At 69.9% G+C, this 12,738-nt stretch carries 10 protein-coding genes; 7 read left to right on the top strand and 3 right to left on the bottom strand.

Annotated elements, in window-relative coordinates:
- The first annotated feature begins 105 nt into the window (after nucleotides 1-105).
- The 5 genes from ACZ4MH_RS15190 to ACZ4MH_RS15170 all read left to right on the top strand — a co-directional run bounded on the left by ACZ4MH_RS15190 (nucleotide 106) and on the right by ACZ4MH_RS15170 (nucleotide 7,275).
- Nucleotides 106-798 carry a GntR family transcriptional regulator gene (locus ACZ4MH_RS15190; protein ID WP_351592217.1) on the top strand — a complete coding sequence of 231 codons (693 nt, stop codon included), beginning with the start codon at nucleotides 106-108 and terminating at the stop codon, nucleotides 796-798.
- 132 nt (nucleotides 799-930) lie between these two features.
- Nucleotides 931-2,130: a 4-hydroxybenzoate 3-monooxygenase gene (locus tag ACZ4MH_RS15185; protein WP_351592214.1), complete on the top strand. Its 1,200-nt coding sequence runs from the start codon at nucleotides 931-933 to the stop codon at nucleotides 2,128-2,130.
- A gap of 154 nt (nucleotides 2,131-2,284) precedes the next feature.
- Entirely contained in the window at nucleotides 2,285-3,841 is a 1,557-nt protein-coding gene (locus ACZ4MH_RS15180; protein WP_351592211.1) for a carboxylesterase/lipase family protein, read from the top strand.
- 29 nt (nucleotides 3,842-3,870) lie between these two features.
- Complete coding sequence (locus ACZ4MH_RS15175) at nucleotides 3,871-4,953, top strand: phosphotransferase (RefSeq protein WP_351592208.1); 1,083 nt, start codon at nucleotides 3,871-3,873, stop codon at nucleotides 4,951-4,953.
- 231 nt (nucleotides 4,954-5,184) lie between these two features.
- The gene (locus ACZ4MH_RS15170; RefSeq protein WP_351592205.1) at nucleotides 5,185-7,275 is read left to right on the top strand and encodes an aconitate hydratase; all 2,091 of its coding nucleotides are present in this window, start codon (nucleotides 5,185-5,187) and stop codon (nucleotides 7,273-7,275) included.
- Nucleotides 7,276-7,279: 4 nt separating this feature from the next.
- On the opposite strand, the gene ACZ4MH_RS15165 is transcribed toward ACZ4MH_RS15170, so the two are convergent.
- Nucleotides 7,280-8,047 (bottom strand): DeoR/GlpR family DNA-binding transcription regulator, encoded by a 768-nt coding sequence (locus ACZ4MH_RS15165; protein WP_351592202.1) that lies wholly within the window; start codon nucleotides 8,045-8,047, stop codon nucleotides 7,280-7,282.
- A gap of 72 nt (nucleotides 8,048-8,119) precedes the next feature.
- Here ACZ4MH_RS15165 and ACZ4MH_RS15160 point away from each other — a divergent pair, with 72 nt between their 5' ends.
- Nucleotides 8,120-9,355, top strand: a complete 1,236-nt coding sequence (locus ACZ4MH_RS15160) for an MFS transporter (RefSeq protein WP_351592199.1) — start codon at nucleotides 8,120-8,122, stop codon at nucleotides 9,353-9,355.
- Between the two features lie 117 nt (nucleotides 9,356-9,472).
- Here ACZ4MH_RS15160 and ACZ4MH_RS15155 read toward each other — a convergent pair whose 3' ends face one another.
- Nucleotides 9,473-9,868: a DUF5997 family protein gene (locus ACZ4MH_RS15155; protein ID WP_351592196.1), complete on the bottom strand. Its 396-nt coding sequence runs from the start codon at nucleotides 9,866-9,868 to the stop codon at nucleotides 9,473-9,475.
- Between the two features lie 58 nt (nucleotides 9,869-9,926).
- Here ACZ4MH_RS15155 and ACZ4MH_RS15150 point away from each other — a divergent pair, with 58 nt between their 5' ends.
- Nucleotides 9,927-10,823, top strand: coding sequence for a LysR family transcriptional regulator substrate-binding protein (locus ACZ4MH_RS15150; RefSeq protein WP_351592193.1), 897 nt, complete (start codon nucleotides 9,927-9,929; stop codon nucleotides 10,821-10,823).
- 30 nt (nucleotides 10,824-10,853) lie between these two features.
- Here ACZ4MH_RS15150 and ACZ4MH_RS15145 read toward each other — a convergent pair whose 3' ends face one another.
- Nucleotides 10,854-12,512, bottom strand: a complete 1,659-nt coding sequence (locus tag ACZ4MH_RS15145; RefSeq protein ID WP_351592191.1) for a catalase — start codon at nucleotides 12,510-12,512, stop codon at nucleotides 10,854-10,856.
- Between the last annotated feature and the right edge of the window lie 226 nt (nucleotides 12,513-12,738).

The following is a 12,738-nucleotide window of genomic DNA, read 5'->3' as shown; positions in this document are numbered from 1 at the left end:
GACTCTTGCATGGCAGTAAGCACCCATGGCAGGCCGTCTAACGCCCACGGCAGCACGTCAGGCGAAATTGACGGTCTCCGTTCGGGGAACCTAGCATCTGGTGCCATGCAAGAACCCACGGGGAAGACAGGGAAACGGCTGCAGCAGACGAGCATGCAGTCCCGGGTCGCCGAAGAGCTGCGGCGGATGATCATCAGCGGTGAGCTGCCGCCGCGCTCCAGCCTCTCGGAGATGGCGCTCTCCGAGACCTTCGGCGTCAGCCGCACCCCCATCCGCGAGGCCCTCAAGCAGCTGCAGATCGAGGGACTGGTGGAGATCCGCCCGCGGGTCGGGACCTTCGTCGCGGTGCCGTCCCGGCGGGAGCTGACCGAGCTGTTCCAGATGAAGGAACTGCTGGAGGGCGCCGCCGCGCGGTTGCTGGCCTTCCGCGGCAACGTCCCCGAGGTGGAACTCCTGGAGGCCAACATGCGGGCGGCCGACGAAGCCGTCCGGTCCGGCGACACAGAGCGGTACGCCTCACTCGTACACGAATTCCACGACCTGCTCGTCAGCGGCGCCGACAACAGCAAGCTGGAGGCGCACTACCGCACCTTGATGAACCAGCTGGCCTACGCACGCCTGGTGCGCACGTCGCTGTCCCAGCCGGGCCGCCTGAACGAGTCCGACAACGAACACCACCGCGTACTCAGCCTGATCCTCGCCAAGGACGGCGACGGCGCCGAACGGGTGATGCGCGAACACGTCCGCTGCAGCCACCAGGCACTCATGGCCGGGATGGACCACACCGCGGCACAATAGGGCGCGCGGGCGCCCGGTCCTCGTGACGGGACGCAGTACGGCGTCCCGTGCGGCGGGGAGGTTTACCCCGCTGTGCTTGTCTCTGCGGCGGCTCCCTACCCTTTTGCTCAGCACGAACGAAGGAGCACTGTGGTGGGGACCATCGAAACCCAGGTGGCCATCGTCGGCGCCGGGCCCGCCGGACTGACCCTGGCGACGCTGCTGCACGAGCGGGGCGTCGCCTGCGTGGTGATCGACAAGTTCGACCGCGACCAGCTGGCGGCCAGGGCCCGTGCCGGCTTCCTGGAACGCCGCACCGTACAGCTCCTGGACCGGCTCGGACTCTCCAAGCGGCTGCGCGCCGAGGGCCTGCCGCACACCGCGTGCGAGTTCCGGTGTGAGGGCGAGATCGTGCGACTGGACTACGCGGACCTGTGCGGCGACGCCCCGAGCTTCGTCTACCCGCAGCAGGAGGTGGTGGCCGACCTGCTGGACGGATACGTCTCGGCGGGCGCAGCCGCGCTGCTGGGCCGCCCCGTCGTCGGTCTGGGCACCGAGCGGGGGCTGCCGGTGGTGCGGTGCGCGGACGGCACGGCGGTGCGCGCCGAGGTGGTGGTGGAGGCAGCCGGCCAGCACGGCCCCGTGCGCGCCGCCCTGCCCGCCGACGCCTTCACCGAGTACGACGTGCGGCACGGCGTTCGGCTCCTCGGTGTCCTGGCGAAGACTCCGCCCTTCGCGCCGCACACCGTCTACGGCCAGCACCCCAACGGATTCGCGGGGCAGATGCTGCGCTCGCCGGAGGTGACGCGCCTGTATCTGGAGGTGACGGAGGACGAGAGCCTGGAGGACTGGCCCGAGGAACGCCTCTGGCGGGAGCTGGAGGGCCGGCTGGCGCTGTCGCCGGGGACGCTGCCGCGGGGGCCGGTGTTCGACCGGTCTCTCGTGGAGATGCGGACCCGGGTCGTGGAGCCCATGCATCTGGGGCGAGTGGCGCTGGTGGGTGACGCCGCGCACATCGTGCCGCCCTCCGGCGGCAAGGGAATGAACCTGGCCATGGCCGACGCGGCCGATCTCGCGACCGCCCTGGGCGAGCACTTCTCCGAGGGTGCCGCCGGAGAGGTCGACGAGGTACTGGCCGCCTACTCGCGGCGGCGCCTGGCCGATGTGTGGCAGGTGCAGGAGTTCAGCCACTTCATGCTCCACCTCCAGCACGGCCCGCCCCCCGGCGCCCCGGACGCGGCATACGTCGAACGGCTGCGCCGGGCCCGGCTCTTCCGGTTGCGCGACGACCCGGCCTACGCGCGGGCCTTCCTGGAGCGCTACATGGGGCCGGAACTCGCGCCGGGGATCTGAGAGCCGGTGTCCGACCGCGGAGGGTGGTCCGGCCTGACGGTGCGTCGGCACACCACCCACCGCACGTCCCTCTCCCACCGCGGGTGCCGCGGCGCGCACGTTGGGCAAGATGCTGCGTGAGCTCCTCAACCGACTGCGGACGGAAGGACAACACGTGGCAGGCACCGGCACGACCACTGTGCAGACCACCTACGGCGAGGTCTCCGGGCTGATCGAGGGGGACATCGCCCGGTTTCTCGGCATTCCTTACGCCGCGGCGCCTACGGGTGCCAACCGATTCGCGCCGCCGGTTCCCCCGGAGCCCTGGGAGGGTGTACGCCCGGCCCACGAATTCGGGCCGAGGGCGCCGCGGCCCGTGGGCGGGCCGTACGATGCCCTGCTCGGCGGCCGGGAACCGGTGGACAGCGAGGAGGGCTGGCTCAACCTCAACGTGTGGGCGCCGGCCAATGTCCCCGTGTTTCTGCCGGTCATGGTGTGGATCCACGGTGGCGCCTTCCTCCGGGGCTCCTCGGCCGGTACCGCATACGACGGTGCCGGGTTCGCCAGGGATGGCGTGGTCTGCGTGAGCGTCAACTACCGGCTCGGCGTCGAGGGGTTCGGCTACATCGCGGACGCCCCCGCCCCGGCGAACCGGGGACTGCTGGACCTGATCTTCGCTCTGGAGTGGGTACGGGAGAACATCGCCCAGTTCGGCGGAGATCCCGGCAACGTCACGCTGGTCGGTGAGTCCGCCGGCGCCATGAGCATCCTCACCCTCTTGTCGACCGACCGGGGCCTGTGCCACAAGGCCATCGTGCAGAGCGGCAGCGCACACGCCACGCAGTCGACCGACGACGCCGAACTCGTGATCAAGGAAATCGCCAAGGAACTCGGCGTCACCGCGAACTACGAGGCACTTTCCCAGGTCGCCCCCAGCGACATCGTTACCGCGCAGACCACCGTCCACGAACGCATCGTCCAGAGCGCAGATCCGCACAAGTACGGCCGGAGCACCATCGACTCCTGCGGCATGTCCCTCATGCCGGTCATCGACGGCGAGCTCCTCACGCGGCGGCCGATCGACGCCATTGCCTTCGACGGCGCCGGCGGGGACATTCCGCTGCTCATCGGCACCAACACCGAGGAGCATCGCTACTTCGCACTGTCCGCGCCGTCGGACACCACGCCGCAGGCATGGAAGGAACGCCTCGCTGTGTACGGAGTGCCGGACAGCGGCGACCTGTACGACCAGTACGCATCCCGCGCCACGCGGGCCTACCCCCGGGAGAGCCCCGCGGAGGTGTTCGCCGCGGTGATGACCGATCGGCTCTTCCGGATCCCCTCCTATCGTGTCGCCGAGGCCCGGGCAGGCGCCGGCGGCGGCGCCGCGACATACGTCTACGAATTCGGCTGGCGCACGCCCAAGGCCCGCACCGGGAGCGCCGCCCTGGGTGCCTGTCACGTGGCGGAGATTCCCTTCGTGTGGCAGACCCTCGAAGCCCCCGGCGTCGACGAACTGCTCACCGACCCGCCCCAGGACCTGGCCGAGGCGATGCACTCCGCCTGGATCGAGTTCATGCGCACGGGCGAGCTCGCGCAATGGAGCCACTACAACACCGCCGAGCGTCCCGTCATGACCTTCCACCGGGACAACAAGCCGGTCAACGAGACGGTCCCGGACCCGCGGTCGGACGAACGCAAGCTGTGGGACGGGGCGCTCGACCCCGAGTGAGCAATCCGACGGAGTGGAAGGATGGGCGCATGTGGTCACGACTGCCGTACGGGGACGAGTTGCGGGCCGAGTTGGGGTCGCCCAGGCGCTCTCGCAAGCTCAGCAGCAGCCCCCGCTCGCGCGTGTGGCGCGTCGAATTGCCAGCGGCAACGGCGGTGGTGAAGCAGATCGTCGACGGTCCTGACGCCGACGAGCGATACGCCCGCGAGGTGGCCGCCCTGCGGCTCGCCGCCCGAGCGGAGATTCCCGTGGTGCCCGCGTTGCTCGCCACCGATCCCGGCGAGCGGGTCCTGGTGCTGGAGCATCTGGATCACCAACGCCCGGCCGACGACTGGATCGTCGGCTACGCGGCCGCGTTGGCGCGGCTGCATGCCACCGCGCGCCCGGAGGACGTTGGCGTACTTCCCCGGTGGCAGGGCCCGAACCAGACCGATATCGAGTCTTTCCTGCAGCTGGCCAGGTCTTTGGACGTTCCTGTCACATCTGGCGTGTCTGACGTGACAGACGTCTCCGGCGTATCCGGCGTGTCCGAAGAACTCAATGATCTCGTGAGCCGGCTCGATCAGGCACCTGGGCATGCCCTTCTCCACGGGGATCCGTGTCCTGGTAATGACCTCCACACCGCCACGGGGGTCAGATTCATCGACTTCGAGCAGGCGTCGCTGGGCAGCGGCTTGATGGAGCTGGCCTATCTGCGCATCGGCTTTCCGACCTGCTGGTGTGTCACTTCGGCGTCGGAGCCGCTGCTGGAACGGGCGGAGCGCGCATACCGCGAGGAGTGGCGCACCGTGACCGGATCCGAAGCGCACGAGGGGGACGAAGCGCGAGATGCGCTCGCCGACGCGTGCGCCGGCTGGCTGCTCCGCGGCGACGCGCTGGTTCAGCGGGCACACCGCGAAAGCACCGATCATCTGGCCCGGATTCCGCATCGGGACTGGAAGTGGGGCACCGCGACCGCCCGGCAACGGCTCGTCCATCGGCTCGGGGTCGTGAGCCGGATGACGGCCGACCACCCCTCTCTCAGCGGCCTGAGCAGCCTCAGCACCACTATGCGCCAACGCATGCTCGCCCGCTGGCCCGCACTTCAGCCAGTACCGACACAGCGACCATAGAGGCCCGGGAGCCCCTCCCGGCCTGGGGCGAGCACTGGCCACGGGCCACAGCTTGCGCGCCCGGCCGCGTCGATCCGGGAGAGCACCGCGCTGACCTGGGGAAACGCGGCGGGCGCAGTAGCCGAAACCCACTGGCGGTGCACCGGTTGACGTGGCAGCGAGAATCACCTGCCCCGCACCGGGGTACCCGTGGCCGCGGTACACCCCACCGGCGCAGTGCAGGAGGCGGGCATGGCGGCAAGCTCGCGGGCGAGGACGGACGGCACTCTCGCGCACCGGCTCATCGCGGACCACCTCGTGGACGGCGTGCTGGAGCCGGGCAGCGAGATCGGGCTGCGCATCGACCAGACCCTCACCCAGGACGCCACCGGCACCCTGGTGATGCAGGAGCTGGAGGCCATCGGCCTGGACCGGGTCCGTACCGAGGTGAGCGTGCAGTACGTGGATCACAACATCCTGCAGGCCGACGGGCGCAACGCCGAGGACCACGCCTTCCTCCGCTCGGCCGCCCGCCGCTTCGGGGTCTGGTACTCCAAGCCCGGCAACGGTGTCTCCCACCCCGTCCACATGCAGCGTTTCGGGATTCCGGGCAAGTCGCTGGCCGGGTCCGATTCGCATACCTGTGCCGCGGGCGCGCTGGGCATGCTGGCCATCGGTACCGGCGGGCTGGAGGTCGCGCTCGCCATGGCCGGCCGGCCGTTGCGTCTCACCATGCCGGAGATCTGGGGCGTACGGCTGACCGGCACCCTGCCGCAGTGGGTGAGCGCCAAGGACGTGATCCTCGAGATGCTGCGGCGCCATGGCGTCAAAGGCGCGGTGAATCAGGTGATCGAGTACCACGGGCCCGGCCTGGCCTGTCTGAGCGCGATGGACCGCCATGTGATCGCCAACATGGGAGCGGAGCTGGGCGCGACCGCGACCGTCTTCCCCTCCGACGAGGCGGTACGGGACTTCCTGCGCAGCGAGGGCCGGGAGGACGCCTACCGGCCGCTGGCCGCCGAGCCGGATGCCCGCTACGACCGGACGGACGAGATCGACCTGAGCGCGCTCGAACCGCTGATCGCCCGCCCCACCTCTCCGGGCAATGTCGTGCCCGTACGAGAAGCCGCCGGCCGGCCCGCCCATCAGGCCGTCATCGGCTCCTCGGCCAACCCCGGCCTGCGGGACTTCGCCGTTGCCGCGGCCATGGCCAAGGGGCGGCAGACCGCCCCCGGAGTCAGCTTCGATGTCAATCCCACCTCCCGCGAAACGCTGCAGGAGCTCACCCGCTCCGGCGCCGTACTGGATCTGATCGCCGCCGGCGCCCGCATCCACCAGGCCGGCTGCCTGGGATGCATCGGCATGGGCCAGGCCCCCGCAGCCGGCCGGAACTCCCTGCGCACCTTCCCCCGCAACTTCCCCGGACGCTCCGGTACCGAGGACGACAGGATCTGGCTGTGCTCACCGGAGACAGCCACCGCCTCCGCACTGACCGGAGTGATCACCGACCCCCGCGACTGGGCGGCCGACACCGCCACCGACCACCCCACCGACCTGCCGACTCTGCGCCGCGGACCGGTCAACACCGCGATGCTGGAACCGCCTCTGTCCGAGAACGAGGCCGCTGCGGTCGAGCTGGAGCGCGGGCCGGGCATTTCCGCGCTGCCCGACCTCGACCCGCTGCCCGACACCTTGCGGACACCGGTACTGCTCAAGGTCGGCAACGACGTCTCCACCGACGAGATCTCCCCCGCCGGCGCGAAGGCCCTGCCCTTCCGGTCCGACATCCCACGCCTCGCCGACTTCACCTTCACCCGCATCGACCCGGAGTATCCGCAGCGGGCGGCAGCCCACCGGGACAGCGCACAAGGAGACGAGCAGGGTGGCGGGCATGTGGTCGTGGCCGGTGACAACTACGGACAGGGCTCCTCCCGCGAACACGCCGCGCTGACGCCCCGTTACCTCGGCCTGCGCGCCGTGATCGCCAAGTCCTACGCCCGCATCCACTGGCAGAACCTCGCCAACTTCGGCGTCCTCGCCCTGGAGTTCCAGGATCCGGCGGACTACGACCGCATCCAGCAGGACGACGAATTGCGGATGGAGAATCTGCACGCCGCGCTCGCCCCCGACGCCTCCAATGCCTCCGACTCCGCCGAGTCCCCACTTGTCGTCACGAATGTGACGCGGCAGGAGGAGTACCGGGTACGGCACCGGCTCCCGGCCGGTCGCCGCAGGACCGTACTCGCCGGCGGCGTGATCCCCGCCCTCGCGGCGGAGGAATCCCGCCACGGGGAGGACGGATCCAGAGCGGGCCCCGGGCCCGGCCACGACTCTCGTACCTAGCGGCTCACACCCTCCGTACGCTCACCCCGGCCGCGGCCAAGGCATCCGTCTCCTCCTCCGCGGCGTCCTCGTCCGTGACGACGACCTGTACGGAAGCGACCGGAGCGACAAGGGCCAGCGCCGTGCGGGCCAGTTTGCCGCCCTCCGCCACCGCGATGACCCGGCGGGACGAGGCGATCGCCGCGCGCTTGACCGCCGCGTCGTCCAAGTCGTACGCGGTCAGGCCGTTCGCCGCGTTCAGCCCGCAACAGCCGATCACCGCGGTATCGAAACGCAAGGCCGCCAACGACGCCTCCGTCAGGGGCCCGGTGAGCGCCAACTCCCCCGGCCTGGGGCGGCCGCCGGGGACGAGCAGGGTCAGCTGCGGCGCCCCGGTCAGTGCGTTCACCGCGTGCAGGGACAGCGGCATCACCGTCAGCCGACGGCCCTCCAGCGCACGGGCCACCGCCAGGCAGGTGGTGCCGCTGTCCAGGACGACGGACTCCCCGTCGGCGATCAGAGCGGCGACCTCGGCGGCGATGCGCCGCTTGGCGGTGGTCCCCTCCTGCGCCCGCAGCGCGAACGGCGGTTCCTCGCCGCGCAGCAGCAGACTGCGCGCGCCTCCCCGGTAACGCTCCAGTACCCCCTGGCCGGCCAGCACCTCCAGGTCGCGGCGGACGGTCATCTCCGACGCGCCGGTCAGGGCGGCCAGCTCCGCGACGCCGATGCTCCCCGCCTCGCGCACGGCCTCGGTGATCAGCCTCAGCCGATCCGTACTCGCTGTCGTTGCCACACTCGGATAGAACAGCAATCGTGTGCGTATTTCAACCTTACGCACACCGGAACTGTTCGCTATGTTCGCGGGATGGAGAGATCTCTACGGCACGGCCGAGTGGCCACGTTTGCCTACTTCGCTCTGAACGGCTTCGTCCTGGGCATGTGGGTGGTCCACATCCCCGCCGTCGAACACCGCGCGGGAATCAGTCACGCGGTACTCGGCTGGCTCCTGCTCCTGCTCGGACTCGGTGCCTTCGCAGGCATGCAGATCGCGGGCCCGCTCACGGACCGCATCGGCGCCCGTACCGTCGTACCGCTCAGCGCGGCCCTGTGCAGCGCGGCCGTCGTCCTGCCCGGCCTCGCCGCCAACGTCTGGGCACTCGCCGCGTCCCTGTTGCTGCTCGGCTTCGGCAACGGCTGCCTCGACGTGAGCATGAACGCCCACGCGGTCCTGGTCGAGCGGGCCTACGGACGCCCCGTCATGTCCGCCTTCCACGCCACGTTCTCCATCGGCGGGGTCCTCGCGGCGCTGGTCGGAGCCCGCACGCTCAGCTGGGGCTGGAGCCCCGCGGCGACCCTCGGCGCGGTGGCCGTCCTCGGCCTCGCCGTGGCCGCACCGGCGGCGGGCGGGCTGCTGCGATCCGCGCGTACTGCACGTACTGCACGTACTGCCTCCGATACGACGGAGACTTCCGGTACCGCAGAGAGCTCCTCGGGGCTTACGGGAGCGGCGCGCCGTCATCGGACTCCCCGGCGCATCTGGCTCCTGGCCGCACTCGCGCTGATGCTCATGCTCTGCGAAGGCGTGGCCAACGACTGGAGCGTGTTGCACCTCAGGGACGTACTGGACGCACCGCCGGCCACCGCGGCGCTCGCGTACGGTGCCTTCTCCACCACCATGACCGTCGGCCGGCTGCTCGCCGACCGCGTGGCGGGCCGGTTCGGTGCGGTGGCCGTCCTCCGTTACGGGGCCGCCCTGGCCGCGCTCGGCATGACGGTGGCGGCGCTCTCCCCCTGGATTCCGCTCGCCCTGACGGGCTGGGCCGTATTCGGAGCCGGCCTCTCCGGCTGCATCCCGCAGCTGTTCAGCGCCGCGGGCCACGTCGACCAGGACGCAGCCGGCGTCAACGTCTCCCGCGTCGCCGGCCTCGGCTACCTCGGCATGCTCGCCGGCCCGGCGGTCATCGGACCGCTGACCCACCTCGCCCCGCTCAACCTCACGTTCTTCCTGCCCGTGGCCCTGTGCGCCGTCGCCGCCTGCACGGCAGCCGTACTGCGCGCTCCGCGTCCGGTCGCTCTGCGAGCGGAGGCCGAGACCGTATGACCGAAGGCGCGGAGGCCGAGACCGTATGACCGAAGCCCTCGCATGACCGTGAGCCGTCCCGCCGGTCATCGACCGGTGGGACGCAGACCTCACGCGCGGTCGGCGCGGTGGGCGGGGCTACTGCTTGGGCTCGTCGGCCCGCTCGGCGTTCTTCTCCTTGATCCGGACAGCTTCCTTCCGGACCTCGGCCTGCGTGGCGCGCTCCTTCTGCAGCCACTCGGGAAGCTCCTGCTTCAGCGCGTCGATCTGCTCCGTGGTGAGCGCCTCGGTGATCCCGCCACGCGCGAGACCCGAGATGGAGATGCCCAGCTTCGCGGCGACCACGGGCCGGGGGTGCGGGCCGTTGCGCCGCAGGTCCTGCAGCCACGCGGGGGGATCGGCCTGCAAGGCGTTCAGCTCGGCGCGCGAAACAACACCCTCCTGGAACTCGGCGGGGGTGGCGGGGAGGTACACACCCAGCTTCTTTGCCGCGGTGGCAGGCTTCATCGTCTGGGTGGTCTGGTGCGACGTCATGGTGTCAAGGGTATCGATCGTGTGCACTGCCTTTGACCACGCCCGGTAACCTGGCCAGGTGACAGGCTCGGATGCATCCCCTTCGTTCCGGCTCGCGTACGTACCAGGAGTGACACCCGCCAAATGGGTGCGGGTCTGGAACGAGCGGCTGCCGGACACTCCGCTGACTCTGCTCCAGGTGCCCCCCGCCGAGGCGTACGACCTCCTGCGGAGCGGCGACGCGGACGCGGGTTTCGTACGGCTGCCGGTCGACCGTACGTACTTCAGCGCGATCCCCCTCTACACCGAGACCACGGTGGCCGTGATCCCGAAGGATCACCTGGTGGCGGCGGTGGACGAGATTTCCGTCGAGGATCTCGCCGACGAGGTCGTACTGCATCCCCTCGATGACACCCTCGACTGGGAGAGCCTGCCGGGGCAGCCCGCGTTCGAGCGCCCCGCGACGACGGCGGACGCCATCGAGCTGGTGGCGGCGGGCATCGGTGTCCTCATCGTGCCGCAGTCACTCGCCCGCCTGCACCACCGCCGGGACCTCACCTACCGGCCGGTCACGGACGCCCCCGTTTCGCAGGTCGCGCTGTCGTGGCCGGAGGAGCGGACCACCGACCAGGTGGAGGACTTCATCGGGATCGTTCGCGGGCGAACGGTCAATAGCACGAGGGGGCGCTCCTCCTCTCCGGCCGAGGCCCCCGCCGACGCGAAGCGCAAGGGCGCCGGCGAGGCGGGGGGCGCGCGGCGGAAGCCCACGAGCGGCAAGACGACCGGCAAGACGACCGGCAAGACGACCGGCAAGGCGACCGGGAGGGCGACCGGCAAGAGTCCTCGAAGTGGTGCCGGCCGCCCCCAGGGCGCCGGCGGCTCGAAGCGGGCCGGCGGCGCCAAGGGGGGCGGTGGCACCAAGGGGGGCGGTGGCACCAAGGGGGCCAACCGCGGAAAGCCTCGACGTCGGTCGTGACGTCGGGCGGCGGCGCGGGGCTGGTACGCCTCAGCGCGTGACCGTATGCCGCTCATCGGGGACGCAGTGCGTCATGGTGAGACCGGCGACGTCCCGCGGCGGGTTGTTCCCGAGGTTCGACAGCCGCTTGCGGTCCTCGTCCGTAAGGTCCTGGCTGGCCAGTGGTTGCAGGCCGGCCACGTCCTGGGGACTGATGCCGAGGCCCTTGCCCACCCTCAGTCCGAGGTCGTTCTCGACCAGGAGGAAGTGCCAGACCATCCGCTCCTGCACCGCGCGGTCGCACTGGGAGATCAGGTCGATGAAGTTCTTGACGAGCTCGTCGCGCTCCCAGTCCTCCATCAGGAGGTACCGCTGGCCCGCCTGCATGTAGTCGTTGGTCCGCGGGATGCGCTTACGGGTCAGCCGGCCGCGGACCTCGGGCCCCTGCTCGTCGTGGGTCGGGTACTGGGCCTCGTGCAGCCCGCCGGTGATCGACGGCTCGTAGTTGACCTCGGGATTGCTCCCGTGCTGGTCCTGCTCGTACGCCATGAGGCCGTCGCGCTGGTTGGTGTGCACGGTGGCGTTCTTGGGCCGGTTGACCGGGAGCTGGAGGTAGTTCGGGCCGACGCGGTAGCGCTGGGTGTCGCTGTACGAGAACGTCCGCCCGACGAGCATCTTGTCGTCGGAGAAGTCCAGGCCGTCGACCAGTACGCCGGTGCCGAAGGAGATCTGCTCGTTCTCGGCGAAGTAGTTGTCCGGCATTCGGTCGAGGACCATTCGGCCGACCGGCTTGGGCGGAAATTCCTGCTCCGGCCAGGTCTTGGTGTCATCCAGCGGGTCGAAATCGAGCTCGGGGTGCTCGTGGTCGTCCATCATCTGTACGAGCAGTTCCCACTCGGGGTGGTCGCCCCGCTGGACCGATTCGTACAGGTCCTTCGTCGCGTGGCCCAGCTCCCCGGCCTGCACATTGGCCGCGTCTTCCTCGGTCATGCTGCGGACGCCCTGCTTGGGCATCCAGTGGTATTTCACGAGGACGGTCTTGCCCTCCTCGTTCACCCACTTGTACGTATTCACGCCGAAGCCCTGCATGTGGCGGTAGTCGGCAGGAATTCCCCGCGGGCTGAACAGATTCACCAGCATGTGCATCGACTCCGGGGTCTGCGACATGAAATCGAAGATCCGGGCCGGCTTCTGTTCGTGCGATACGGGGTCGGGCTTGAGGGCGTGGATGACGTCCGGGAACTTGATGGCGTCCCGGATGAAGAACACCCCCAGATTGTTGCCGACCAGGTCCCAGTTGCCGTCCTCGGTGTAGAACTTCACCGCGAAGCCACGCGGGTCACGGGCCGCCTCGGACGAGTCCCGGCCGCCGATCACCGTCGAGAAACGCACGGCCACATCGGTGCGCTTCCCGCGCTCCTGGAACAGCTTTGCCCTGGTGTACCGGCTGATCGGCTCGTCGCCCCAGGTCCCGTAGCCCTCGAAGTACCCGTACGCCGTCACGCCTCGGGCGTGGACCACTCGCTCGGGAATGCGTTCCCGGTCGAAGTGGCTGATCTTCTCGAGGAACTGGTAGTTCTCCAGCGTGGCCGGCCCGCGCGCGCCGACCGTCCGCTGATTCTGATTGTCGTAGACCGGATGACCCTGCCGGTTGGTGAGCACCGGGCGGTCGTCGTCAGCTGCGGGTCCCTGGCTTGCCACATCTGTCATCGCTCTGATTTTCCTTCGGCACTCGTAGGCAGTGGCGTTTCGCCGCCGGTCGGCATTTCCGCAGGTGCTCGGGTACCGAATACCTGCGGAAATCCGGCGAAGTCATCCTGCCAGCCCTTGCGGCCTACGGGCCGGTACACAGCTATGTCGCCGTGTTTTCCGAAGCGGAAATCATCCGGATGAAGGCGGGATCATCATCAGCTGAGCGGATGGTCGGCCGTACTTG

It is taken from the genome of Streptomyces sp. NPDC026301 (genome assembly GCF_055567935.1).
Note: the sequence above shows the minus strand (reverse complement) of the source record. Positions and strands in the feature narration are given on the sequence as shown.

Bases quoted from the DNA above. Each gene is read 5' to 3' on its own strand.
- ACZ4MH_RS15145 (WP_351592191.1), bottom strand. From the start codon at position 12,512: ATGACAGATGTGGCAAGCCAGGGACCCGCAGCTGACGACGACCGCCCG.
- ACZ4MH_RS15160 (WP_351592199.1), top strand. From the start codon at position 8,120: ATGGAGAGATCTCTACGGCACGGCCGAGTGGCCACGTTTGCCTACTTC.
- ACZ4MH_RS15190 (WP_351592217.1), top strand. From the start codon at position 106: ATGCAAGAACCCACGGGGAAGACAGGGAAACGGCTGCAGCAGACGAGC.
- ACZ4MH_RS15155 (WP_351592196.1), bottom strand. From the start codon at position 9,868: ATGACGTCGCACCAGACCACCCAGACGATGAAGCCTGCCACCGCGGCA.
- ACZ4MH_RS15170 (WP_351592205.1), top strand. From the start codon at position 5,185: ATGGCGGCAAGCTCGCGGGCGAGGACGGACGGCACTCTCGCGCACCGG.
- ACZ4MH_RS15175 (WP_351592208.1), top strand. From the start codon at position 3,871: ATGTGGTCACGACTGCCGTACGGGGACGAGTTGCGGGCCGAGTTGGGG.